This is a genomic window from Mesorhizobium sp. BH1-1-4 (assembly GCF_020165665.1).
Lineage (GTDB): Bacteria > Pseudomonadota > Alphaproteobacteria > Rhizobiales > Rhizobiaceae > Mesorhizobium.
Map to the genome: position 1 here is coordinate 57,713 of NZ_JAIUIN010000016.1, position 23,764 is coordinate 81,476.

The 23,764-nt window shown below is 63.2% G+C and carries 20 protein-coding genes; 13 read left to right on the forward strand and 7 right to left on the reverse strand.

Features of this window, described 5'->3' with window-relative positions; genetic code table 11:
• The first annotated feature begins 34 nt into the window (after positions 1-34).
• Positions 35-955, forward strand: coding sequence for an NAD-dependent epimerase/dehydratase family protein (locus tag LB569_RS22925; RefSeq protein WP_224694204.1), 921 nt, complete (start codon positions 35-37; stop codon positions 953-955).
• A 5-nt stretch (positions 956-960) separates the two neighbouring features.
• Here the strand turns inward: LB569_RS22925 and LB569_RS22930 are convergent, their stop codons facing one another.
• Positions 961-1,590 carry a DUF1638 domain-containing protein gene (locus LB569_RS22930; RefSeq protein WP_224694205.1) on the reverse strand — a complete coding sequence of 210 codons (630 nt, stop codon included), beginning with the start codon at positions 1,588-1,590 and terminating at the stop codon, positions 961-963.
• Positions 1,591-1,657: 67 nt separating this feature from the next.
• On the opposite strand from LB569_RS22930, the gene LB569_RS22935 reads away from it, so the two are divergent.
• The gene (locus tag LB569_RS22935; RefSeq protein ID WP_140701705.1) at positions 1,658-1,795 is read left to right on the forward strand and encodes an entericidin A/B family lipoprotein; all 138 of its coding nucleotides are present in this window, start codon (positions 1,658-1,660) and stop codon (positions 1,793-1,795) included.
• A gap of 82 nt (positions 1,796-1,877) precedes the next feature.
• Here the strand turns inward: LB569_RS22935 and LB569_RS22940 are convergent, their stop codons facing one another.
• Complete coding sequence (locus LB569_RS22940) at positions 1,878-2,576, reverse strand: corrinoid protein (protein ID WP_140701704.1); 699 nt, start codon at positions 2,574-2,576, stop codon at positions 1,878-1,880.
• Between the two features lie 288 nt (positions 2,577-2,864).
• On the opposite strand from LB569_RS22940, the gene LB569_RS22945 reads away from it, so the two are divergent.
• The 7 genes from LB569_RS22945 (at position 2,865) to LB569_RS22975 (ending at position 11,278) form a co-directional block, all read left to right on the forward strand.
• On the forward strand, positions 2,865-4,439 hold the full coding sequence (locus tag LB569_RS22945) for a trimethylamine methyltransferase family protein (protein WP_224694206.1): 1,575 nt from the start codon (positions 2,865-2,867) through the stop codon (positions 4,437-4,439).
• A 612-nt stretch (positions 4,440-5,051) separates the two neighbouring features.
• Entirely contained in the window at positions 5,052-5,720 is a 669-nt protein-coding gene (locus tag LB569_RS22950) for a 4Fe-4S dicluster domain-containing protein (protein ID WP_224694207.1), read from the forward strand.
• A gap of 106 nt (positions 5,721-5,826) precedes the next feature.
• Positions 5,827-6,564 carry a dienelactone hydrolase family protein gene (locus tag LB569_RS22955; RefSeq protein WP_224694208.1) on the forward strand — a complete coding sequence of 246 codons (738 nt, stop codon included), beginning with the start codon at positions 5,827-5,829 and terminating at the stop codon, positions 6,562-6,564.
• Between the two features lie 104 nt (positions 6,565-6,668).
• The gene (locus LB569_RS22960; RefSeq protein ID WP_224694209.1) at positions 6,669-7,847 is read left to right on the forward strand and encodes an NAD(P)/FAD-dependent oxidoreductase; all 1,179 of its coding nucleotides are present in this window, start codon (positions 6,669-6,671) and stop codon (positions 7,845-7,847) included.
• Between the two features lie 126 nt (positions 7,848-7,973).
• Complete coding sequence (locus LB569_RS22965; RefSeq protein ID WP_224694246.1) at positions 7,974-8,534, forward strand: RNA polymerase sigma factor; 561 nt, start codon at positions 7,974-7,976, stop codon at positions 8,532-8,534.
• A gap of 2 nt (positions 8,535-8,536) precedes the next feature.
• Positions 8,537-10,654 (forward strand): VWA domain-containing protein, encoded by a 2,118-nt coding sequence (locus tag LB569_RS22970; protein WP_224694210.1) that lies wholly within the window; start codon positions 8,537-8,539, stop codon positions 10,652-10,654.
• A 354-nt stretch (positions 10,655-11,008) separates the two neighbouring features.
• On the forward strand, positions 11,009-11,278 hold the full coding sequence (locus LB569_RS22975; protein ID WP_181173544.1) for a hypothetical protein: 270 nt from the start codon (positions 11,009-11,011) through the stop codon (positions 11,276-11,278).
• A gap of 15 nt (positions 11,279-11,293) precedes the next feature.
• On the opposite strand, the gene bmt is transcribed toward LB569_RS22975, so the two are convergent.
• The gene (bmt, locus tag LB569_RS22980) at positions 11,294-12,316 is read right to left on the reverse strand and encodes a betaine--homocysteine S-methyltransferase (protein WP_224694247.1); all 1,023 of its coding nucleotides are present in this window, start codon (positions 12,314-12,316) and stop codon (positions 11,294-11,296) included.
• A 145-nt stretch (positions 12,317-12,461) separates the two neighbouring features.
• Complete coding sequence (locus LB569_RS22985; protein WP_140701699.1) at positions 12,462-13,319, reverse strand: helix-turn-helix domain-containing protein; 858 nt, start codon at positions 13,317-13,319, stop codon at positions 12,462-12,464.
• Between the two features lie 230 nt (positions 13,320-13,549).
• Here LB569_RS22985 and LB569_RS22990 point away from each other — a divergent pair, with 230 nt between their 5' ends.
• Entirely contained in the window at positions 13,550-14,569 is a 1,020-nt protein-coding gene (locus LB569_RS22990) for a fatty acid desaturase (RefSeq protein WP_224694211.1), read from the forward strand.
• 92 nt (positions 14,570-14,661) lie between these two features.
• Positions 14,662-15,489, forward strand: coding sequence for a phosphate/phosphite/phosphonate ABC transporter substrate-binding protein (locus LB569_RS22995; protein ID WP_224694212.1), 828 nt, complete (start codon positions 14,662-14,664; stop codon positions 15,487-15,489).
• Here the strand turns inward: LB569_RS22995 and LB569_RS23000 are convergent.
• The 3 genes from LB569_RS23000 to LB569_RS23010 all read right to left on the reverse strand — a co-directional run bounded on the left by LB569_RS23000 (position 15,454) and on the right by LB569_RS23010 (position 21,064).
• Positions 15,454-16,809, reverse strand: coding sequence for a M24 family metallopeptidase (locus LB569_RS23000; RefSeq protein WP_224694213.1), 1,356 nt, complete (start codon positions 16,807-16,809; stop codon positions 15,454-15,456). The two genes, LB569_RS22995 and LB569_RS23000, sit on opposite strands and share 36 nt — an antisense overlap.
• A gap of 10 nt (positions 16,810-16,819) precedes the next feature.
• The gene (locus tag LB569_RS23005; protein ID WP_224694214.1) at positions 16,820-19,390 is read right to left on the reverse strand and encodes an FAD-dependent oxidoreductase; all 2,571 of its coding nucleotides are present in this window, start codon (positions 19,388-19,390) and stop codon (positions 16,820-16,822) included.
• Between the two features lie 96 nt (positions 19,391-19,486).
• Positions 19,487-21,064, reverse strand: coding sequence for a trimethylamine methyltransferase family protein (locus tag LB569_RS23010; protein WP_140701695.1), 1,578 nt, complete (start codon positions 21,062-21,064; stop codon positions 19,487-19,489).
• 238 nt (positions 21,065-21,302) lie between these two features.
• On the opposite strand from LB569_RS23010, the gene LB569_RS23015 reads away from it, so the two are divergent.
• Entirely contained in the window at positions 21,303-22,478 is a 1,176-nt protein-coding gene (locus LB569_RS23015; RefSeq protein ID WP_224535288.1) for an MFS transporter, read from the forward strand.
• Positions 22,479-22,566: 88 nt separating this feature from the next.
• A complete protein-coding gene (locus LB569_RS23020; protein ID WP_224694215.1) occupies positions 22,567-23,727 on the forward strand; it encodes an MFS transporter in 1,161 nt (386 codons plus the stop codon).
• Positions 23,728-23,764: the final 37 nt, after the last annotated feature.

Sequence of the window (23,764 nt, forward strand, 5' to 3'; positions counted from 1 at the left end):
AACAGCGTCACGGTCAAAAATCATGGTGCGACGCATGCGAATATTGCTTACGGGGTCGTCAGGCTGGCTGGGCAGCGCGTTGGCGCCACTCCTTCGCGGGCTTGGACATGACGTCACCGGCCTCGATCCCGTCCCATCGGCCGAAACACGCATCGTCGCTTCAATCGCCGACCGTGAGCTCGTCATGCGCGCCGTCGGTGAAAACCGGATCGAGGCCATCATCCACAGCGGTGCGCTGCACAAGCCCAACATCGAAAACCACGCCAACAGCGATTTCATCGCGACCAACGTGCAAGGCACGCTAAACCTGCTCGATGCGGCGGTGACGGCCAATGTGCGAAGCGTCGTCTTCACGTCGACGACCTCGCTGATGATCTCGCAGGCGATACGCGACGGCTTCAAGGGCGGTGCGCGCAAGGCGGCGTGGCTGACGGAGGACATGTCGCCCGAGCCGCGCAACATCTATGGGGTGACCAAGTTGTCCGCCGAGCATCTCTGCCGTCTCTACCACCTCCGGCACGGGTTGCCGGTGGTGGTGCTGCGCACGGCACGTTTCTTCCCCGAGGCCGACGACATGGCGCATGCGATCGAGCAGTCGGACGCCAACACCAAGGCGAACGAACTGCTGTTCCGGCGGCTGACGGTGGAGGACGCGGCGCGGGCGCATGTCGCGGCGTTGGACAAGGCACCCGAGCTCGGCTTCGACACCTTCATCGTCTGTGCGCCGACGCCGTTCCAACCTGATGATTGTGCGGACCTGATCGCCGATGCTCCATCGGTCGTGGCCCGTTATTTCCCCAAATTTCCGGCACTCTACGCGCGCAAGGGCTGGACGATGTTTTCCTCGATCGACCGGGTCTATGACGCGTCGCGGGCGAGGGACAGGCTGGGTTTTGTTTGCAGGACGAGCTTTGCCGACGTGCTGGCGGCACTGGCGGCGGAAGACGCAGCCTGACGCTGTCAGGCGTTCATTGCCACCCGCGCCAGCTCCGGCGTCAGGTCGCCATAGCCGGTCGAGCGGCGTTCGTAGGCGAGGCCGAGCAGGGTGGCGGCCTTTTCCGCCACCTTGTCGAGCTCCGGATCATCGGTCTGCGCCAGATAAATCAGTCTCTCGTAATTGCCGAAATAGTCCTTGATCAGCTCGGGGTGCTTGTCCAGTCCGAGCGGCTTCATGAAGAAGGCGTCGAACTGACGGCACAGGAAATCGGTCATGTAGAAGGACATCATGTCGTCGTCGGCGACCTTCGCATAGGCGTCCATGCCCTGGTAGAAGGCAAAGCAATGCGGGCCGGCCATGCGTTCGACGCCATGCTTTTCCAGCACGCGGTCGAGCAGGCCGCCCGTACCGCAATCGGCATAGCCGACGAAGATGTGTTCGTAGCCTTCCGCCCTGGCCTTTTCGATCGCCTTGTCCATCGCCGGCGCGATGCGGTCTGGATGGAAATGAAATTCCGCCGGCAAACAGGTCAACTCCAGGTGATCCAGGCCGATCTGTTCCTTGACGGCCAACACCTCGCGCGCAATCATTCCGCAGGCGATGATGAGCACCTTCTCGGCTTGATTCGGTCTTATTTTCTGTGTCTTGGCCATGATGGAACCAGTCGGGCCGGCCTTTGTTGCCATGGGGCTAGTTTATCTATTGAGGGAGACACCGTCCATGAAACTGCTACGCGTAGCGCCTATTGCCATTCTTGCCTGCGCCTTGGCCCTTACGGCTTGCGCGAACACGGTCCGCGGCGTCGGCAAGGACGTCAAATCGACGGCCAGGGCGGTCAAAGACACCGTCGCCAATTGATCCGAAGCCACGTCCCTCATCTGGGAACAAAAAAGCCGCGCTGCAAGGCGCGGCTTTTTTCGGTTCATCCTGATGCCTTGGATCAGGCCGAAGCGCGCACATTGTGCTTGCGCTTCATGTAGTCCTTGGCGGTCTCGACCGCCACCGCCGCGTCGCGGCAATAGGCGTCGGCACCGACGGCCTTGCCGAATTCCTCGTTGAGCGGCGCGCCGCCAACCAGCACGACATAGTCGTCGCGAATGCCCTTTTCCTTCATCGTGTCGATGACGACCTTCATGTAGGGCATGGTGGTGGTGAGCAGCGCCGACATGCCGATGATGTCGGGCTGGTGCTGCTCGATCGCATCGAGATACTTCTCGACCGCGTTGTTGATGCCGAGGTCGATGACGTCGAAGCCGGCGCCTTCCATCATCATGCCGACGAGGTTCTTGCCGATGTCGTGAATGTCGCCCTTGACGGTGCCGATCACCATCTTGCCCTGCTTTGGCGCGCCGGTGGCGGCGAGCAGGGGACGCAGGATGAACATGCCGGCCTTCATCGCATTGGCGGACAAAAGCACCTCGGGCACGAACAGGATGCCGTCGCGAAAATCCTCGCCGACGATGCGCATGCCTTCGACCAGCGCCTCGGTCAGCACCTTGTAGGGGACCCAGCCGCGCTCAAGCAGGATGCGCGTGCCTTCCTCGATTTCTTCCTTCAGACCGTCATAGAGATCGTCGTGCATCTGCTGCACCAACTCGTCGTCGGAAAGTTCGGAAAGGATGATCTCGTCGTCGGACATTTTAATCCAGCTCCTCACGGCATCGCGACTGTGTCGCAAGGCACAAAATAATGGCGTTCATACCTAACCCGCAACGGGCGGGTATCCATAGCTGATTTGCGACTTCCCGCAAAAGGAAAGCGACTGGAAAATCTATCGGATTTCTTGTCGATTTTGCGACAGGCGTTGGCGCGGACGGGCCGTTTCGAATAGGGTGCATGGCTACGATCCGGGCAAAGCCGCGCCATGCGGCCGCAACGGTTACGGACCGGCCATCGTCAGGCAGGCCATATTCAGGGAAGAGCGATCATGAGCGAACACGCGGCAGTCGACCAGGAAGCGTCAAACGCGCGGCGTGGGCGCGGCGCCAGCGGCGGAGCGGCGGCAAGGCGCGCGGCGCGCTCCGGCGGGGGCCCGGGCACGCAGCTCACCTACATCAAGCGCAAGATCAACGTTTACGAGGTGCTGAACGAAGAAGGCCTGGCGCTGATCGAGAAGAACACCGACACGGTGCTGGAGGAGATCGGCATCATTTTTCGCGACGACGCCGAAGCGCTGCAGCTCTGGAAAGAGGCCGGCGCCGACGTCAAGGGCGAGCGCGTGCATTTCCCCAAGGGGCTTTGCCGCTCGCTCCTGAAGACCGCGCCGTCCATCTACACCCAGCATGCCCGCAACTCGGAACGCTCGGTGCAGATCGGCGGCAACGCCACCGTGTTCGCGCCGGTCTACGGCCCGCCCTTCGTGCGTGATCTCGACGGCGTCCGGCGTTATGCCACGATCGAGGATTTCCAGAATTTCGTGAAGCTGGCCTATATGGCGCCGTCGATCCACCATTCGGGCGGCACGGTATGCGAGCCGGTCGACGTGCCGGTCAACAAGCGCCATCTCGACATGATCTACGCGCACATCAAATATTCCGACAAGCCGTTCATGGGTTCGGTGACCGCGCCGGAACGCGCCGAGGACACGGTGGCGATGGCCAAGCTCGTCTTCGGCGACGACTTCGTCGAGAACAACACGGTGCTGACCAGCCTGATCAACGCCAACTCGCCGATGGTGTTCGACGAGACCATGCTTGGCGCGTTGAAAGTCTATTCGCGCCACAACCAGGCCTGCATCGTCACGCCGTTCATCCTGGCCGGCGCGATGAGCCCGGTGACGGTCGCCGGCACGCTGACGCAGGTCCTGGCCGAAGTGCTGGCCGGCGCCTCGTTCACGCAGCTGATCCGGCCGGGCGCGCCGGTGCTGTTCGGTACCTTTGCTTCGTCGATCTCGATGCAGTCGGGCGCGCCAACCTTCGGCACGCCGGAGCCGTCGCTGGTGTCCTATGGCGCGGCACAGCTTGCCCGCCGTCTCGGCCTGCCGTTCCGCACCGGCGGTTCGCTCTGCGCGTCCAAGGTTCCGGACGCACAGGCGGCCTATGAAAGCGCCAACACGCTGAACTCGACCATCCTCGCCGGCACCAATTTCGTGCTGCATTCGGCCGGCTGGCTCGAGGGCGGGCTGGCGTCCTGCTATGAGAAATTCATGATGGACATCGACCAGCTCGGCATGCAGCAGAAATTCTGCGAAGGCGTCGACCTGTCGGAAAACGGCCAGGCTATGGACGCCATCCGCCAGGTCGGTCCGGGCAGCCATTATCTCGGCTGCGACCACACCCAGGCCAATTTCCAAACCGCCTTCTACCGGTCGTCGATCGCCGACAACAATTCCTACGAGCAGTGGCTGGCCGAAGGCGAGAAAACCGCGCCGCAGCGCGCCAACGATCTGGCGCGCCGCTGGCTGGAAGCTTACGAGGCGCCGCACCTTGATGAAGGCATCGACGAAGCCCTGAAGGACTTCATCGCCAAGAAGAAAGGGTCGATGCCCGACGCCTTCACCTGAAAGGAGCCCGAGTCAGGCGGGGCTAAAGTCGCCAACATCATCCACAAGGAAGTCTGGCGGAGCGCCTTCTCCGATCCGGACAAGAAGGGATGATTGCGTGCGCGATGCGCGCGTATGTTCCGAGGGCTCGAGTCCGGAGGACGAGATGGCTCGAAGGAGGGCGTTGAAGGGGGTTGCGGCCGACGCCGTCGCGTCCTTTGTGAGCCGGAACAATGATTGCGATGGGTACTGGGCGGTCGGCAAGCTGCACGCCTATGCGCGAGCGAAGTCGACGACCAAGATATTGATCGACTTGATGGGGCGCTCATCTGAAACGTTGGCGGAGTTCGTTTCGATCGCGTCGCGATACGGTTCAATGGTCGAAACTCTAGCTGCCGCCAAAGGCTTGGCAATCCATGCCTGCCAAATTGAAGTTGAGTTCGATCTGCCCAGGGACGTGCGAGGCACCATGCACTGCCCGGGGGACGAAACTGGATTCACCTGCTCTCTAACGATCGTTGACGACCGGAGGAGAGCTTGGACTCATAAGGCGTCTGGCTGCTCCCGCCCGCATGATCCAAAACGAGAGTCACGCAGCTCACGGGCTCAAGATGAAGCCGAAGCCGAAGCCAGATGAGCAGTCGTTATGCTCACGTCGCTGCGGCTTTGGCCCGATATGGGCTCATCCTTCGAGGCGGTTTCAATTGTGTCGAAGGTCAAGACGCGCCTATCGATCCGTCTACCAAATCCATACTCCTCGTTGGGCAGGCGGGCGCGGCGCCTTGGCCACATTTTCAGCGCTGGCTAGCGCAACAACCGGGTATCGCCAATCCGCTCGATACATGGTCGCGTGCGGTGATCGGGGCGGTTGCGGAGACCTTCGGCGCGCGCGCCGTTTCGCCGTCCGACAAACCCTATCTGCCGTTCCAGCAATGGGCGATGCGGGCGGAGGGGCTGAAGCCGTCGCCGCTCGGCATCCTCATGCATCCGCGATACGGGCTGTGGCATGCTTATCGCGGTGCGTTGCTGTTCGAGGAGGAGATCGTGCTTCCCGAACCTCGGGAGACGATCCATCTGTGCGACACCTGCGTCGACAAGCCCTGCCTGAAATCCTGTCCGGTCGATGCCTATTCGACGGATGGTTTCGCCTACGAGGCCTGCCTGGCGCATGTGCGGGGGGCCAATGGCGGACCGTGCCGGACCGGCGGCTGCCTTGACCGCAATGCCTGCCCCTATGGCACCCAGTATCGCTATCCGCGGGACGTTCAAGCCTTCCACATGGCTTCGTTCGCTGGTCTTTAGCGCGTCACGCGCGCCTGCACGAAATGTTGACCGCCGGGCTCAGGGAACGCCTTGCCGTGGCGGTTCGCGCGGATATGTATCGCACATCCGACAAACGGAGCAGGCAATGACCAAGCAGGATCTTCAGATCAAGACCCATGATGGTGTGGCGAAGGCGGGCCTGTTCCGCTCGGCCAAGGCTTCTCCGTTCAAGGCTGGTGTCATCCTTTACCAGGACGCCTTTGGTCCGCGCCCGGCGCTCGACGGCATGGCCGAGCGGCTGGCGGGCGAGGGCTATACGGTGCTGGTTCCCGACCTCTTCTATCGCAACGCGCCCTACGGCCCGTTCGACGCCAAGACCGCGTTTACCGTCGAGGAAACGAAAGTGGCGCTGATGGCGCTGGTCACCGGCACGACGCAGGCGATGACCATCAGCGACAGCAGCGCCTTTCTCGACGCGCTCGCCAGCGATGGCGTTACCGGTCCGATCGGCACCGTCGGCTATTGCATGGGCGGCGCGCGGGCACTGAATGCGGCAGCGATCTACCCCGACAGGATCAAGGCCGCCGCCAGTTTTCACGGCGGCAACCTTGCCAGCGACGCCGAGGACAGCCCGCACCGAAAGGCGGCTTCGATCAAGGCGCGCGTCTATGTCGGCATGGCTGGTGTCGACAGGAGTTTTCCAGCGGAGCAGTCGACAAGGTTGGCCGAGGCGCTGAGGACGGCGGAAGTCGATCACGCGATCGAGAATTATGTCGGCATGGCACATGGCTGGTGCGTTCCCGACCACAGCGTCTACGACGAAGCAGGCGCCGAACGGCATTGGAAGCGATTGACGGATTTGTTCGCAGAAACGCTGGTCTGAGCCTTCGCCAGCCTGTTGGCCGCGCGCCACATTGGAGGTATCAGGCGGGATGAGCGGCTCGCCCGGCTAAAGCGGCGCGGGTCACGCGGGAAACGATCAGCCTGATGCAATCCTATGATGTCGTGATCATTGGCGCCGGCGCCGCCGGAATGATGTGCGCCGTGGAGGCCGCCAAGCGCGGCCGTTCGGTGCTCATCCTCGATCATGCGGCGGCACCCGGCGAAAAAATCCGCATCTCCGGCGGCGGTCGGTGCAATTTCACCAACATCCATACGAGCCCGAAGAATTTCATCTCGCGGAATCCGCATTTCTGCATCTCGGCGCTCAGCCGCTATACCCAACGCGACTTCATTGCGCTCGTCGAGCGTCACGGCGTTGCCTATCACGAGAAGACATTGGGGCAGCTGTTTTGCGACGGCTCGGCGCGCCAGATCATCGACATGCTGGTTTCGGAAATGCAGGGCAGGGGCGCGGAGCTGGCATTGTCGACTTCCGTTGAGGCTGTCAGCAAAACCGAGGAAGGGTTTGAACTCAGGCTTTCCACCGGCTCGGTCTCTTGCCGGTCCCTGGTGGTGGCGTGCGGCGGCAAGTCGATCCCCAAGATGGGGGCGACGGGCTTCGGCTACGAGCTTGCCGAGCGGTTCGGCCTTGCCATCGTCGAAACGCGGCCGGCCCTGGTGCCGCTGACCTTCGACGCCAAGACGCTCGAGCGGCTGGCGCCATTGGCCGGCAATGCCGTCGACGCCGAGATTGCCTGCGGCAAGGCGCGGTTTTCCGAAGCCATGCTGTTCACGCATCGCGGCGTCAGCGGGCCATCCATCCTCCAGATCTCCTCCTACTGGCGCGAGGGTGATGAAATCCGCATCGCCATGCTGCCCGGCACGGATGTGGCTGAGCTCGTCCGCGCCGCCAAGCGTGGCAATGGCCGGCAAGCTGTGCAGACGGTGCTTGCAAATCATTTGCCGAAACGGCTTGCCCAGGCGATAGCCGAGCGAACCGGGCTCGACGGCAACCTCGCCGATCTTTCCGAGGCCCAGATCAAAACCGTCGAGGCCGCGGTCAACGACTGGCGCATCAAGCCAGCCGGCTCGGAAGGCTACCGTACGGCCGAAGTGACGCTTGGCGGGGTCGACACCAACGGCCTCGACCAGAAGACCATGCAGGCGAAGTCGGTGCCTGGCCTGTTCTTCATCGGCGAAGTCGTCGACGTCACCGGCTGGCTCGGCGGCTATAATTTCCAGTGGGCATGGTCGTCGGGGTGGGCGGCGGGCCAGGCGTGTTGATACTCAGGTGAGACCGGCCTGACCTCAATCTCAACACACCTGTTGTGCGCCCGAATCCCTGCTCCCGAAAAAAATCTTTCCATCACCCCAAGGATTAGCCATTAGCCTTCGTCCAACAGGCAGATGATGGCGATGATGCTGGATGAGAGCGAAGCCTCCGACGCCGAACTGATCGGGCGGGCGAAGGGCGGAGACAGGGGAGCCTTCGGCACATTGCTGGAGCGTCACTACGACTTCGTCTATCGCGCCGCCTATCGCTGGTGCGGCAGGAAGGCCGATGCCGAGGACATCGCCCAGGAAGTCTGTGTCCGGCTGGGCAAGGCGATCCGCGATTATCGCGGCGGCGGCGCGTTCACCACATGGCTCTATTCCGTGACGATGAACGCGGCGCGTGACATGATGCGCAAGACCCAGCGCGAGACGGTCAAGACCGAGGCTTATGGCGTCCATGCGCTGATTTCGGGCGAAGCCCCGGCAGAGAGCGAGGATCCAGCCGAAGCCCTGTGGGCGGCGGTGCGGCAATTGCCGGACAAGCAGCGCGACGCCGTGATGCTTGTCTACGGCGAAGGCTTGAGCCACGCGGCCGCCGCCGAGGCTATGGCGATCTCGGACACGACGGTTTCCTGGCACATCCATGAAGCGAAGAAACGGCTGAAGACGTTGATGCGTTCAGCCGGGGAAGTGTGACCATGGTCGACGACAACGAACTGAGAAAGCTGCGCGACGCAGCGGTACCGGCGCCGGGCGAGAGCGCGAAGGCGCGTGCCTTCGAGGCCGCGCTGCGCGCCTACGATGAAGAAAATATTTCCGCTGTCACCCAAGGATCGGTTGGCGGGCTTCGTCTCACAGAGCGAGCACAAAAGCTCTGGAGCGAGATCATGCAAAAGAAACTCATTGCCACGCCGGCCCTTGCCGGGCTCGTCGCCCTGCCGATCGCCGGATACGCCACCTTCCATATGCTGAGGGAACAGCCGTCGCCTTTCGGCGGCGACGAGAAGATCACCGAGACGCTGGCCGACAAGCCGGCGACACTGAAGCCGGCCACCGTCGAGCCGAAACAGGCTCCCACCGCGCTGGAGAAGGACAAGAAAGCCGACGCGGACGTTGAAAGCCGCGATGCTACGCAAGTTCTGGTCGCGCCGCAGGCGCCGCCGAAGTCCGAATCCACCATTGCCGGCGGAACCGCACAGCAGGATGCGCTGGGGCGCGGCATGGTGGCCGAGCCGGCACCGCCGGCGCCGCGCGGCGAATTGGCGCTGGATGGCGCCGCCGCGCCCAGCACGTCGCGGGTCGCCCGCATGCCGAGCGCGGAATCCAAGCTGATGGTGCAGCAGCAGCCTGCCACCATGCCGGCGGATCAGATCGCACCGCAGGAAGAAAACCGTGATCGCGTCCAGGATTTCAAGACCAATCCGGTGCGCGCAGCATTGGAGGACCCGGTCTCGACCTTCTCGATCGACGTCGACACCGCGTCCTATTCCTTCGTGCGCGCCTCGCTGAAGCAGGGCTACCTGCCGCAGGCCGATACGGTGCGTGTCGAGGAGATGATCAACTACTTCCCCTATGACTGGAAGGGGCCGGACCAGGCATCGACGCCGTTCAACTCGACCGTCAGCATCATGCCGACGCCATGGAACAATCACACCAAGCTGATGCACGTCGCCATCAAGGGCTTCGACATCAAGCCGACCGAGCAGCCGAAGGCCAATCTGGTGTTCCTGATCGACGTGTCAGGCTCGATGGACGAGCCGGACAAGCTGCCGCTGCTCAAGTCTGCTTTCCGGCTGCTGGTCAGTAAGCTCAAGGCGGACGATACCATCTCGATCGTCACCTATGCCGGTAATGCCGGCACGGTGCTGGAGCCGACCAAGGCGTCCGAGAAGGACAAGATTCTCAGCGCCATCGACAATCTGCAGCCCGGTGGCAGCACGGCCGGCGAAGCGGGCATCAAGGAAGCCTATAGGTTGGCGCAAAAATCCTTCGTCAAGGACGGCGTCAACCGGGTGATGCTGGCCACGGACGGCGACTTCAATGTCGGCCAGACCGATGACGACGACCTGAAGCGGCTGATCGAAAGCGAGCGCAAGACCGGCGTGTTCCTGTCGGTGTTCGGCTTCGGCCGCGGCAATCTCAACGATCAGATGATGCAGACCATCGCCCAGAACGGCAACGGCACCGCCGCCTATATCGACACGCTGGCCGAGGCCGAGAAGGTGCTGGTCGAGGATGCGTCCTCGACGCTGTTCACCATCGCCAAGGACGTCAAGATCCAGGTCGAGTTCAACCCGGACAAGGTCTCGGAATACCGGCTGATCGGCTATGAGACCCGGGCACTCAACCGCGAGGATTTCAACAATGACCGCGTCGATGCCGGCGATATCGGCTCGGGCCATTCGGTCACCGCGATCTACGAGATCACGCCGAAGGGCAGCGGTGGCGAGCAGATCGACCCGCTGCGCTATGGCCAGGCCACGGTGAACAATGGCGGCGTCGCCAATGCGGACGAATATGCCTTCGTCAAGATCCGCTACAAGCTGCCCAACGAGGACGTCTCGAAGCTGATCACCACGCCGGTGACCTCGGCCAACGAGGTGGCGTCCTTCGATCAGGCCAGCACCGACCAGCGTTTCTCCGTCGCGGTCGCGGCCTTCGGCCAGAAGCTGCGCGACGAGGATGCGACCGCGAAGTTCGGCTACGACAAGATCATGGAGATTGCCACCGCCGCCCGAGGAGCCGACCCGTTTGGGTACAGGTCAGAGTTCCTTTCGCTTGTGCGCCTTGCCTCGGCGCTGGGCGGTAATCGGTAGTGGCAATACGGCCGGTTCCTTTCAGACGGGGGTCGTTCTGATAGGTGGAACCGGCCTACGGGCGGGTGAGGCAGGCCGGCGAGGGAATGTTTCCCTTGCCGGCCTTTTTTGGATCTATTGATATTCAGGTGATGCCGGCCAGCAAACAGTGGCTTTCGGCGCTTCCGGTGCTCACGTACTTATGTACGCTCCGCTCCGGTTCTCGAAAGTCACTGTTTTCGGCTCGGCCTGACCTGAATCTCAACAGATCCTGGGGGCGGCGCGCGGGATCGTTAAATTGCGCTGCATTTCCGGTACCGGATCGCAATGTCCTCTCGCTACTCCGGGCATGTCTAAGGCTTGAGGGAGCCGGAATTGCAGATCACGACCATCGCCAACTCTACTCCGCCGGCACGCGATGCTTCGGCGGTTTCATCAGCCCCGTCAGCCGAATCGAGACGCATCAGCAACGACGTTTCGCAGGCGCGTCAGACCGCCATGTCGGCGCTGACCAATGACCGCTTCCGCGCCATGCTGGAGCAGATTACCGATCCGGGCGCCTCGGGTGCGCTAGCGACTATGCGCGGCGACAATGTCGTCGATTTCAAGTCGGCGCAGTCAAGCTACGCCGACAACAGCGAATAAACGCCAAGAAGCGCTTCAGGCACGGCCGCGGCGGCGCTCGCGGCGGGCTTCGCTGGTCTCGGCGGTGTTTTCGGTCGCCACCTTGTTGCGCATCGGGCCGATGCGCTCGACAATTGCCGCTACAGTCGGACGATCCGCCCTGGTGTGGGCGTCGAGCGCCTTGCGCATGGCGGCGAGATGCTGGAACGAGGTGCCGCAGCAGCCGCCAATGATCTTGGCTCCGCCATCCACGGCGAGCCGGACATAGTCGGCCATCAGTTCCGGCGTGCCGGAATAATGGATCTCGGTGCCACGGAATTCGGGAATGCCGCAATTGCCCTTGACGATGACGGTCGCGTCCGGCTTTGCCTGCGTCATATCGAGCAGCGAGGCCAGGATGTCGGAGGCGCCGACACCACAATTGGCGCCAACGCCGAGCGGTGCCTGCGACAGGCCATCGGCGACGCCGTGGATGTCTTTCGGCAGCAGGCCCATCATGGTGCGGCCGGCGGTGTCGAACGAGCCGGTATAGGTGTAGGGCAGGCCGACGCGGATGGCGGCTTCCGCCGCGGCGCGGATCTCGTCGGGCGCCGACATGGTCTCGATCCAGGCGACTTCGGCGCCGCCTTCCTTGAGACCCTCGATCTGCTCGGCGAAGGCATCGACCGCCTCGTCATAGGTCATGGCGCCAAGCGGCACCAGCAATTCGCCGGTCGGGCCGACCGAACCGGCGACGATAACCTTGCGGCCGGCCTTGTCGGCGACGGCGCGGGCGATCTCGGCGGCGCGTTTGTTCAGCGCGTGCACGCGGTCCTGCGCATGGTGGAGCTTGAGACGGTGGCGGGTGCCGCCAAAGGAGTTGGTCAGGATGATGTCGGCGCCGGCGTCGACGAAATTCTGGTGCAGGCTGGTGATGGTGTCGGGCGCGGTTTCGTTCAGCAGCTCCGGCGCCTCGCCGGCCTCCAGACCCATGGCGAACAGATTGGTGCCCGTGGCGCCATCGGCCAGCAGCACACCTTTTTCAGCCAGCAGCGCATCGATCGGATTGGTCGTCGTCATCGGATTGGCTTTCATGTCTTGGAATTCGAACATGCCGGGAATTCAAATATGGGAATTCAAATATGGGAATTCGAATATGGGAATTCGAATAACGATATAAAGAAGTCTTTATGTCTAGTCAATGAAATTGCGCTGCCGGGCGAGCTCAGGCAGAGCCTGATGCGAACGACATGCCGGCCAGGTTGCGGGCGAAGGCGGCCGCTTCGTGCGGGTTGACGTCGGCGGCACGGATCAGATTGTCGAAATGCTGGGTCAGCGCCTGCACCGGCTGCGTGGCGTTCAGCACCACATACATGTCACCAACATAGATGGCGGCGCGATAGGGGCCGAAGATGGTCAGCGGGATGGAATAGCGCATACGGCCGTCATAGAGGAACAGGCGGAAGGTCGGATAGAGATCGTCGAGCAGCGTCGCCATATGGGCAAGTTGCTGCTGGCGGTCGGCCGCCGGGAAACGGTCCCACACGCCGAGGCCGCGTGCGAAGATCTCCAGCGTGTGGCGCGGCATGCAGACTTCCATGTCGGTTTCCGGCCGCCGGTTGTACTCGATGCGGTATTGCGTTTCGCTGGCCTGCGCCAGGCGGCTCCTGTTGGTGATGTTGGCCTCGTAGTCGACGAGCGCGCGGGTTCGCAGCAGATCGGGAATACCGGCCGGGACATAGCGGATCTTGGTGCCAGCTGCCTCGGCGAACCATTTGGCGAGCAGCGTGCGGTCGAAACCATCGGGCGCCTCCTCGATCTCCAGGCTCTCGCGGATTTCGCCGGTCACGCCTTCGTCCTGGCTGAGGCCAAGCAGCCAGTCCAGCGACACCTTGAACTCGGCGGCGATGTTGAGCAGCGTTTCGGCGCGCGGCAGGCGTGTCGAGGCGCCCGACATGAGCTGCGACAGCGCCGACCGATCGATGCCGACCGCTGACGCGAACGCCGACTGGTTGAGGTCCGACCGTGTCAGGAGGAGCTTCAGACGCTCCCGAAAGATCGTCGACAGATCGCGCTTGTCCATATCCGTGCTTCCGTCATCTGGAGGAAAAATTTGCGCCGAAGCCTCCTCAAAAGGCGTCTCAGGCGTAAATGAATCCCTAAGTTCGTTTACAATGTGCAACATATGCGGTCAAAAATGCGCAATCGCAACATTTTGTGCACTTTGTCGCGTTGAGTGGAATCACTTCTCCTGACACAATGCTGTCAGGAACCAGTTGGGGTTCCGGCGACTGAGGGACAGTGGTCGATAGCATGGCAAGCGTAGCAGGCAAGAGCATCCGTCGAAGCGGCAGACCGGCCATCGAATGGCCTACCGTGGTTCTGGCTTTCGCCTGTTACGGAGTCTGGTTCGCCGCCGGTCTTTTCCTCTGGCCATCTTATCCCATCCTCGCACTGGTCGTCATGGCCGTTACGCTGGCCCTGCAATCGTCGATCATGCATGAAGTGCTGCATGGTCACCCGACCCGCAACGCTTTGGTCAACGAGGCCTTTGTCTTCCTGCCGATCGGCCTTGCCTGGCCGTTCCGCCGCTTCAAGACCATTCACCTGCGTCACCATGCCGACGAGCGGCTGACCGATCCGCTGGACGATCCCGAGAGCTACTACAAGGCCCTGTGGCATCACGATGAATTGCCGGCGCTGATGAAATTCGTGCTGAAGGTCAACAACACCATGGCCGGCCGCCTCGTGCTGGGGCCGTGGCTGTCCTGCATCGGCTTCTTCATCGATGACGCCAAGCACGTGATTGCCGGCGACAAGGCGATCCGCAAGGCCTGGCTGCTACACGCGATCGGCCTTGCCGTGGTGCTGCCGGTCGTGCAGTTCGGTTTCGGTATGCCGCTTTGGCTCTATGTGCTGGTGCCGGTGTGGCTCGGCCAGTCGCTGATCTCGATCCGCACCTATGCCGAGCATCAGTGGTCGGAGCATCCGGAAGGCCGCACGGTGATCATCGAGCGCTCGCCCCTGTCATTCCTGTTCCTCAACAACAATCTGCACTTTGTCCATCACAAGAGCCCGACCATCGCCTGGTACAGGCTGCCGAAGCTGTTTCGCGACCGGCGCGAGGAATGGCTGCGGATGAACAATGGCTACGCCTACCCGAACTACTTCGCGCTCATAAAATCCTATGCCTTCAAGGCCAAGGAACCGATCGTGCATCCGGCTCTGCGGCGCGCACCCGAGCCGGGCAGGGCGTTCAAGCCGCGTGTGCGGGCGCGCAGCATCAACGGGCTTGGCACGGTGCCGGTCCCGGCCGAGCCGCCCAAGGAATAATTTCCGCCGCATCGCGGACCTGTGTCGGCCAATTCGGATTGGGCGACGCGTTTTTGCGATCGTTTATCCAGGCATGGTGGTTTGATATCGGCATGAGCGAATTGATTGCGGCTTTGCCGATGTATGACTGGCCTGAAGTGCGCGACGAGGTCGACGCGCAATGGGCGTCGTTGCGCGATGCTTTCCGGGGCAAGGGTATCGATGCGCCTGAAACCATCGTGCGCCGCAATGGCGATCTGCCGCCAGTGCGGGGCGGCGTCCATGATGCGGAGGGGAAACTCATCGCGCCGGACCCCGCGACATTGCCGCCGGACGAACTCGATTTCCACAAGCTGTGGCTGCATCCGGCACTGCTGTTCGCGCAGACCTGCTGGGGACCGATGGAGCTTGGCCTGTCGGCACACGTACAGGTGGTCGGCCAGCCAAGCTATGGCGCCTATGAGGGCGGAGAGGGCGAGCTCTATTCCAGCGCCCTGGTGATGCGGACAGGCGAAGGGCCGGAGGTTCGGTCACCCGCCGACGGCAAGGCCTTGCTGCCGCTCGATCTCATCCGAGGGAAGCGCTTCACCTTCAACAGCCTCGATTCCATGTCGGGCATCATCGCGCTGACGCGCGACCTGGAAGCGGTCGGCGAAAAGCTGGACATATTTTCATCGAGTGGCGAAAGCGGCGGCCATCGCGACTCGATCGTGGCGGTCGCCGAAGGCAGGGCGGATGTCGCCGCTATCGATTGCGAAAGCTGGGCGTTGGCACGGCGCTTCGAGCCGGCGGCGCGCAAAGTCGTGATCGTCGGCTGGACAGCCCGGCGCAAAGGTCTGCCGTTCATCACCGCGAAAACGACGCCGGAAAAGACCGTGCGGGCGATGCGCGAAGCGCTTGCCGGGCTAGCCGAGCAGCCTCTCGTCCAACGGGTAGGTTGAAAGTTTTTCGTTGCCGGTCTTGGTGATCAGGATCTGCTCCTCGATCTTGACGCCTTCGCGGCCACCAAGTCGCCCGATATAGCTCTCCACGCACAGCACCATGCCTGGCTCCAGCAAGCCGTCCGGCGTGTCCGGGGTCCAGTCGTTGGCATGCGGCAAGGTCGGATATTCGTCGGCCAGCCCAACGCCGTGGTAGAGCACGCCGTAACGGGTGGGGAAACAGTCCCCCGGCGGCACCGCTGAGCGCTCTACGAGGTCGCGGAACGAGGTGCCGGGCTGCATCAGTGCCGTGTTGTGTTCGATCTGATCGGCGGCGATGCGGAACAGGTCGCGCTGTTCATTTGTCGGCTTTGTATCACCGCACAGCCAGGTGCGTGATAGATCGGCGCAGAAGCCGTAGGGGCCGATCAGGTCGGTGTCGAAGGCGACGAGATCACCCGCTTCGATGATACGCGAGGAGCATTCCTGGAACCAGGGATTGGTGCGCGGTCCCGACGTCAGCAGCCGCGTCTCGATCCATTCGCCGCCGCGCGCGATGTTGCCACGATGCAGTTCAGCCCACAATTCGTTCTCGGAAATGCCGGGCTTGAGCGCCTGCTCCATCTCGCCCATCGCCGCCTCGCAGGCGACGATCGCGCGGCGCATAGCGAGGATTTCATCCGGCGACTTGATCAGGCGGGCATTTTCCATCACCGCTTCGCCGTTGCCGATGGAAACGCCAAGGCGCGCCAACTCCTCGACGCCCTCCGGGTTGATGTGATCGACGGCGATGCGGCTGTTACCGCCGCCATGTTCCCGGACCAGATCGGCGATGCCGGATGCCCAGCGCCGAACCTTCTGCTCGGTCAGTTCGCCACCATAGAGATACATCCATGAAATGGCGGGGCGGACTTCATCGACGACACCTGAGTGGTCGGAAAGATGCTCGCAGGAAAAATAGTCGAACAGCACCACCGGACCTTCGGTGGCGACGAAACAATGCCGCGTCGGGTTGTGCGCCACCCACAGCTGCATGTTGGTCGAGTCGGTGGCATAGCGGATATTGACGGGGTCGTAGAGCAGGGCGCCGGCATAGCCGCGGCGCTTCAGCTCGGCGCGAATGCGCGACAGCCGGTATTGCCGCATTTCGGCCAAGTCGGGGGCGGCAATGCCTGCCTCCGCCCATTCCGCCTCAGCCTGGGCACCATAGCCCAGCACATGCTGGTTGAGCGACGACGCCTTCTCGCGGGAGGCGTCGCGCAGCGCCTCGATCGAGCCCGGCTCGAACGGCATGATCTTGCGATGGCGGCCGAAGCTTCCCTTTGGCGCCGCGCTATCCATGGCTGAAACCTCAGCTCCGCATCTTCTCGCCGCTCGGGTCGAAAGGCGCCTCGACATTGATGCGGGCCGGGCGCCGAGATCCAAGAATCTCGATCTCGAACAGGCCCGCGCTTTCATCCTCGGCAAGGGCGGCCGGCACATAGCCTTGCGCCATCGACTTTTGCACGTAATGCGCATAGCCGCCCGACGTCACCCAGCCGACCACGCGCCAGTCGCCGTCAACGATGCCGCGCACGGCGGACGCGCCTTCGGCGGCGTTGGAGCCACGGACTTCCTTGCCTGACGTGTCGAAGCGCGGCGCGCCGTAACCATGCGGCTTTTCAACCGTGCCGTAATCCTTGCTGACCTTGGCCCAGATCGGCTCATCGCCCATCACGTCGGCATCCGCCGCATCGACGATGAAGGAGACGCGGCGCAGCTTTGGTCCGTCGGCATGCTCCTTGGCGGCGGCGTCGCGGCCAATGAAATCGTTCTTCTCCAGCTTGATGAAGCGGTCCATCGAGCCCTCGAACGGGCCGTAGATCGGCCGCAGCTCGCGGAACCAGGTCGGAAAGTTCTTTTCCAGGCGCATCGACAGCAGCGCGCGCATGCCGAAATCGACGATGCCGAATTCCTCGCCGGCATCCTTGATCGCCTTATAGACCAGGCGTTCGTAGGCCGGCGCCATCCAGATTTCGTAGCCGAGGTCGCCGGTGTAGGTGATGCGGTTGACCAGGCAGGGTGCGCCGCCGACAGCCATTTCGCGGAAATCCATGAAGCGGAAGGCCTTGGTCGAGACGTCCGTATCCACGAGCTTTTGCAGCAGATCCCGCGCGCTCGGCCCGGCGATCGAGAGGCCGACCAGCGTCTGGTCGAAACGATGGATGCGGACCGAACCGTCCTTCGGCAGGTGCTTTTCGAACCAGCGCATGTGGTATTTCTGTGCCGCCGACGAGCCCCAGATCATGAAGCGGTCTTCACCGGCCTTGGCGATGGTGAAGTCGCCGATCAGCTTGCCGAATTCGTTGATCATCGGCGTCAGCACGATGCGGCCGGTCTTCGGCATGCGGTTGGTCATCAGCCGGTTGAGGAAATCCTCCGCGCCCGGGCCCGACACTTCGTATTTGGCGAAGTTGGCGATTTCGGTGACGCCGACCTTTTCACGGGTAGCGCGCACTTCCTCGCCGATCGGCCCAAAGTCGTTGGAGCGGTGGAAGGAGACGATGTCTTTCGGCTCTTCGCCCTTCGGCGCGAACCAGAGTGGCGTCTCAAGACCCCAGGAGTCGCCCATCACGGCGTTGTTTGCGAGCATGGTGTCGTAGAGTGGTGTCGTCTGCGCCGGGCGTGCCGCCGGCAGTTCCTCGTTGGGGAAGCGGATCGAGAAGCGGCGCGAATAGTTTTCGCGCACCTTGGCGTTGGTGTAGCGCAGGCCGGCCCACTCGCCAAAGCGGGCCACATCCATGCCCCAGACGTCGAAGCCCGGATCGCCGTGGACCATCCAATTGGAGAGAGCCAGGCCGACACCGCCGCCCTGGCTGAAGCCGGCCATGACGGCGCAGGCGCACCAGAAGTTGGTCAGGCCCTGCACCGGACCGACCAGCGGATTGCCGTCGAGCGCGAAGGTGAAGGGGCCGTTGATGATCTGCTTGATGCCGGCCTTTTCGATGCCGGGGAAATGCTTGAAGCCGATCTCCAGCGACGGCGCGATGCGGTCGAGGTCCGGCGGCAGCAGTTCATGGCCGAAATCCCATGGCGTGTTGACCGGCGACCACGGCTTGCAGGCCTTCTCGTAAGTGCCGAGCAGGATGCCGTTGCGCTCCTGGCGGGTGTAGATTTCGCCCTTGAAGTCGAGCACGCCGATCATCTCGCGGCCGGTCGACTTGTTGAACTCCTCGACTTCCGGCATCGGCTCGGTCAAGAGGTACATGTGCTCCATGGCCAGCACGGGCAGCTCGACGCCGACCATGCGGCCGATCTCGCGCGCCCACAGGCCGCCGCAGTTGACGACATGCTCGGCGTGGACCGTGCCCTGTTCGGTGACGACGTTCCAGGTGCCGTCCGGCTGCTGCGTCAGGTCGACGACGCGGTTGCGCAGCACGATCTCGGCACCGAGTTTCTTGGCCGCCTTGGAGTAGGCGATGGTGGTACCGGAGGGGTCGAGATGGCCCTCGACCGGATCCCACATGGCGCCGACGAAATTGGTCTCGTCCATCAGCGGGAACATCGCCTTGGCCTCGGACGGCGTGATCAGTTCGGTGTCCATGCCGAGATAGCGGCCCTTGGCGTGGGCAAGGCGCAGGAAATCCATGCGCTCCGGCGTATCGGCCATCATCACGCCGCCAGTCAGGTGCAGCGAGCAGGATTGGCCGGAAATCTCCTCGATCTCCTTGTAGAGCTGGACGGTGTAGGCCTGCAGCTTGGCGACGTTCGGATCGCCGTTCAGCGTATGGAAGCCGCCCGCCGCGTGCCAGGACGAGCCGGAAGTCAGCTCGGACCGTTCGATGAGCATGATGTCGGTCCAGCCGGCCTTGGCCAGGTGATAGAGCACCGAGCAGCCGACGACGCCGCCGCCGATCACAACTGCTTTTACATGAGATTTCATGAAGATAGGTCCGTTTTTGAAGAGATTGAATCTGTTGGGTCAGTTCGCCGCGAGCGAGCCTCGACTTTGGAAGTCAAAGTTTACTTCGGCGTATGATCAAAAATCGGTAGGCGCGCCGCCTTCGGCGGTGCGCTTCTGGACGAAGGCGTTGAGCTCCTCGCGGATCGCCGGGTCCATGTAGGGCTCGTCATAGGAGGCCAGCCGTTCCTTCCAGACCTTGTTGGCCTTTTCCAGCGCCGTCGGCGAGCCGGCCTCGGCCCAGGTTTCGAAATTGCGCCAGTCCGACAGGATGGGCGAATAGAAGGCGGTCTTGTAGCGATCCTGCGTGTGCTGGGTGCCGAAGAAGTGGCCGCCGGGGCCGACCGACTGGATGGCGTCGAAGCCAAGCGCTTCATCGGAGAGGTCGAGCGGGGTCAGGAATTCGGCCACCATCTGCAACAGGTCGATGTCCAGAATGGTCTTTTCGTAGGAGCAGCGCAGGCCACCCTCGAGCCAGCCTGCGGCGTGCATCATCAAATTGCCGCCGCCCTGGATGGCGCCCCACAGCGAGAACACGCTCTCATAGGCGGCCTGCGCGTCGACCGTGTTGGCGGCGCAGGTGTTGGAGGTGCGGTAGGGGATATTGTAGCGGCGGGCAAGCTGGCCGCCGACAAGCTGCGCCTTCATATATTCGGGCGTGCCGAAGGCCGGTGAACCGGACTTCATGTCGACATTGGAGGTGAAGCCACCATAGCCGACGGGAGCGCCCTTGCGCACCATCTGGGCGAACGCGATGCCAGACAGCGCCTCGGCATTCTGCTGCACCAGCGCGCCGGCGATGGTGACCGGCGCCATGGCGCCCGACAGGGTGAAGGGCGTGACGATGACGACCTGGCCTTTGCTCGACATCTGGATGATGCCTTCCATCATCGGCACGTCGAGCTTGAGCGGTGAATTGGTGTTGATAATGGTGAAGACGGACGGTTCGGCGAGCAGCTGCTCGTGGCTGATGCCGCGCGCGATGCGAGTGATCTCGATGCCGTCGACATTACGCTCCTTGCCGAGCGAATAGATGTGGAACACCTTGTCGGTCAGCGTGGCGAGGTCGCGGATGCATTCGAGGTGGCGGACCGACGGGTGGATATCGGTCGGCTCGACAGGATAGCCGCCGGTGCAGTTCAGGATGTTGTGCATCTGGGCCAGCCGCAGGAAATTGCGATAGTCCTGCTGGTTGCCTGGCCGGCGGCCACGATCGATGTCGGAGCAATTGGGCGCCGAGGCCATCATCGAAATGATGAGATTGTCGCCGCCGAAGCGCACATTGTGCGCGGGATTGCGGGCATGAATGGTGAATTCGGACGGGCAGTTCGACACCAGATCGAGGATCATGTCGCTGTCGAAGCGAACGCGCTCCGAGCCCTCGCGCACATCGGCGCCATGTGCCTTCATAATGCGGCGGGCTTCGTCGTGCAGCACGTCGACGCCGATTTCCCTCAGCACCCGCAAGGAGGCGAGGTGGATCGATTCCAGCTCGTCGTCCGAGACCAGCTTCGTCGGCTGCAGCGGGTTTTTCAGCTGGCGGAAAGCCGGCTGCTCGAACGCGGCCGAGCCACCGGCGCGCTTTCCGGCGCGACCGCCACGGCGGGCACGGTCGGGTCCCGGAGCCGGTTCTGCAGATTGTAGGGCGGCGGTCATGATGGTCCTCGTACGGTGCGATAGCGGGCGGCATAATGGACCGACGGCCCGCCGGCCATTGCGGAGGCGGCGACCACTAGGGCGAGGGAAGCGACATGCCCGAACGGCAGCCGCGCGGCGGCCGCATCGTTGGCGCAAGCGGATATTCCCCGCCGGCCCTTTCATTCCCCCGATCGACCCTGTAGCTGGTCATGCTTGCCGGCCGGGAGGTCTGCCGGCACCCCACCTGGATGAAGACATGGTCGCAACCGGCTCGAGCGAAGGCGAAGCGGGAACGCAGTGGTCGGCGCTCGCCGGCGTCACCGCGGCACTTGCCATGTTCGGCGCGGCGCAAGGGCTGAGCTCGCCGCTGTTCACGCTGCTGATGCAGAAGCAAGGCATGTCGCCAGGGCTGATCGGCCTGTCGGCGGCGATGATGCCGGTCGGGCTGATCCTGTCGGCTTCCTTCGTGCCGGCGGCGGTTCGGCTGGTCGGTGCGCGAAACCTGGCGGTCGGATGCTCGCTGATCGGAGCGCTGTGCTTCCTGGGCATCGGTTATCTGCAGAACTGGGTGGCCTGGTACATCATCCGCTTCATCATCGGCATCGTCATCAACCCGCTCTATGTGCTGGGCGAAGTCTGGGCGCTGTCCCTGGCACCGCCGTCGCGGCGCGGGCGTGTCATGGGCGTCTTCAACACACTGATGGGCGCCGGCTACGCGGCGGGCCCATTTACCCTGACTTTTGTCGGCATCGACGGCTGGGCGCCTTTCAGCGTCGGCATTGGCGGCTTTGTGCTATGCGCAATCATTCTACGCCTTGTCTCCTCGAAGCTCGCCGGGTTCGAGGATGACGGCCAGCCGCCGGGAAGTTTTGTCGGGTTTGCCCGGCTGGCGCCGGCGCTGCTGCTGGCGGTGCTGGTCTCGGCCGCCGTCCAGCAAAGCACCTATGCGCTCGTCCCGGTTTTCGGCGCCGGCTACGGCCTGGCCGAGGCCGTGCTTGCCGCGCTGGTGATGGCGCTGTCGCTGGGTAACATCCTTTTGCAGATCCCGCTTGGCCTGCTCGCCGAACGCTTCGGTGGCCGATCGATGATCCTGGCCTGCGCGGTGGCGACGACCGTTTGCGCTGTTTTGCTGCCGCTGCTGATCACCACACCGCTGATCTGGGGCGTGCTTCTGGTAATGGGCGCGGTCGGCTACGGCGTCTACACGATGGCGCTGGTCGAACTCGGCAGCCGCTTCAGGGGCTCGCTGCTGGTCACCGGCAATGCGGCTTTCGCCTTGCTGTGGGGCGTTGGCGGCATTGTCGGTCCACCGGGCGCGGGCCTGTTGATGCAGGCGATCGGACCACTGGGATTGCCGACCGTGATCATTGGCCTCGACGCTCTGCTGGTCGCCTTCGCGCTTTACAGGTCGGCCAGCCGCAAAGGCTCCTGACAGGGTTTGGCTGGAGCCGAGCGTCGGTTCGGGATGCGGGGGTTACGGCCGTCGGGGCGAACCGCTAAGGCTGCGACAGCACGGGGTGATGGACTTGGTGGACACCGAAAGCGACGAGACGATGCAGTGGGCCGCGATCACCGGCGTGATCGCAACGGTGTCTGTGTTCGCCATCGCGCAGGGCCTGTCCTATCCGCTGCTGAGCTTCATCCTGCAGCGCCAGGGCGTCTCGCCGGCTGTCATCGGCCTGTCGGCGGCAATGACGCCGATCGGGTTCATCGTTTCGTCGCCGATCATTCCAACGTTGGCGCGGCGGTTCGGGGCAGGGCGCACGGCGCTCACCTGTGCCGCACTCTCGGCTATCGTGCTGGCGTTGATCGGCTGGACGCAGAACGTCTATCTCTGGTTTCCGCTGCGCTTCCTGATCGGCGTGGTGACCAACCCGCTCTATGTCTTGAGCGAAATCTGGGTGATCGCGCTGGCGCCGCCGGCCCGGCGCGGCCGCATCATGGGCCTCTATTCGACGATCATTTCCGCCGGTTTCGCTGCCGGCCCGCTTTGTCTGTTAGCCGTCGGCACGGAAGGTTGGCCGCCATTCCTTGTCGGGATTGGCGCTTTCGTGCTCTGCGGCGTTTGCCTGGCGTCGGTTCTGCCGCGCCTGCCCAGGGTCGACGAGGCCGGGCATCAGATTTCGGTGATTGGTTTCATGCCGCTTGCCTGGCTGCTTCTGTCGGCGGTGGTCGTGGCCGCCGGCTTCGAGCAGGCGGTGCTGGCGCTGCTGCCTGTCTATGGAACGTATCATGGCATCGCGGAGGCTCGCATGTCGGCGCTGTTGTCTGTCATGATCGCCGGCAACATTGCCATGCAGGTGCCGCTTGGCCTGCTGGCCGAACGGCTGACGGCCCGCCTGGTGCGCTTCCTCTGCGTCTTGCTGACGCTGGGCGGCTGCGCGCTCCTGCCTGTGCTGATCGAAACGCCGCTGATCTGGCCCTGCGTCTTCGTCTGGGGCGCGGTGTCCTACGGCATCTACACGATGTCGATCATCGAGCTTGGCGAGCGCTTCACCGGCTCGGCGCTGGTTGCCGGCAATGCGGCATTTTCCCTGATGTGGGGCGTCGGCGGCATTCTGGTCCCACCGCTCACCGGCGGCGTTATGGACGGGCTCGGCGCCGGTGGCCTACCGCTCACGCTTGGCGCGATCTGCGCCACTTTGGCGCTGGCGACGGTCATCCGCAGACGAGTGCGGTGATGCAGGAGGCGAGTGGCAAAACACCATATCGCATCTT

What these genes read in the sequence shown, in the direction of transcription:
- LB569_RS22925 (WP_224694204.1), top strand. Translation starts at nt 35, where the DNA reads ATGCGAATATTGCTTACGGGGTCGTCAGGCTGGCTGGGCAGCGCGTTG.
- LB569_RS22930 (WP_224694205.1), bottom strand. Translation starts at nt 1,590, where the DNA reads ATGGCCAAGACACAGAAAATAAGACCGAATCAAGCCGAGAAGGTGCTC.
- LB569_RS22935 (WP_140701705.1), top strand. Translation starts at nt 1,658, where the DNA reads ATGAAACTGCTACGCGTAGCGCCTATTGCCATTCTTGCCTGCGCCTTG.
- LB569_RS22940 (WP_140701704.1), bottom strand. Translation starts at nt 2,576, where the DNA reads ATGTCCGACGACGAGATCATCCTTTCCGAACTTTCCGACGACGAGTTG.
- LB569_RS22945 (WP_224694206.1), top strand. Translation starts at nt 2,865, where the DNA reads ATGAGCGAACACGCGGCAGTCGACCAGGAAGCGTCAAACGCGCGGCGT.
- LB569_RS22950 (WP_224694207.1), top strand. Translation starts at nt 5,052, where the DNA reads ATGAGCAGTCGTTATGCTCACGTCGCTGCGGCTTTGGCCCGATATGGG.
- LB569_RS22955 (WP_224694208.1), top strand. Translation starts at nt 5,827, where the DNA reads ATGACCAAGCAGGATCTTCAGATCAAGACCCATGATGGTGTGGCGAAG.
- LB569_RS22960 (WP_224694209.1), top strand. Translation starts at nt 6,669, where the DNA reads ATGCAATCCTATGATGTCGTGATCATTGGCGCCGGCGCCGCCGGAATG.
- LB569_RS22965 (WP_224694246.1), top strand. Translation starts at nt 7,974, where the DNA reads ATGGCGATGATGCTGGATGAGAGCGAAGCCTCCGACGCCGAACTGATC.
- LB569_RS22970 (WP_224694210.1), top strand. Translation starts at nt 8,537, where the DNA reads ATGGTCGACGACAACGAACTGAGAAAGCTGCGCGACGCAGCGGTACCG.
- bmt (WP_224694247.1), bottom strand. Translation starts at nt 12,316, where the DNA reads ATGACGACGACCAATCCGATCGATGCGCTGCTGGCTGAAAAAGGTGTG.
- LB569_RS22985 (WP_140701699.1), bottom strand. Translation starts at nt 13,319, where the DNA reads ATGGACAAGCGCGATCTGTCGACGATCTTTCGGGAGCGTCTGAAGCTC.
- LB569_RS22990 (WP_224694211.1), top strand. Translation starts at nt 13,550, where the DNA reads ATGGCAAGCGTAGCAGGCAAGAGCATCCGTCGAAGCGGCAGACCGGCC.
- LB569_RS22995 (WP_224694212.1), top strand. Translation starts at nt 14,662, where the DNA reads ATGAGCGAATTGATTGCGGCTTTGCCGATGTATGACTGGCCTGAAGTG.
- LB569_RS23000 (WP_224694213.1), bottom strand. Translation starts at nt 16,809, where the DNA reads ATGGATAGCGCGGCGCCAAAGGGAAGCTTCGGCCGCCATCGCAAGATC.
- LB569_RS23005 (WP_224694214.1), bottom strand. Translation starts at nt 19,390, where the DNA reads ATGAAATCTCATGTAAAAGCAGTTGTGATCGGCGGCGGCGTCGTCGGC.
- LB569_RS23010 (WP_140701695.1), bottom strand. Translation starts at nt 21,064, where the DNA reads ATGACCGCCGCCCTACAATCTGCAGAACCGGCTCCGGGACCCGACCGT.
- LB569_RS23015 (WP_224535288.1), top strand. Translation starts at nt 21,303, where the DNA reads ATGGTCGCAACCGGCTCGAGCGAAGGCGAAGCGGGAACGCAGTGGTCG.
- LB569_RS23020 (WP_224694215.1), top strand. Translation starts at nt 22,567, where the DNA reads ATGGACTTGGTGGACACCGAAAGCGACGAGACGATGCAGTGGGCCGCG.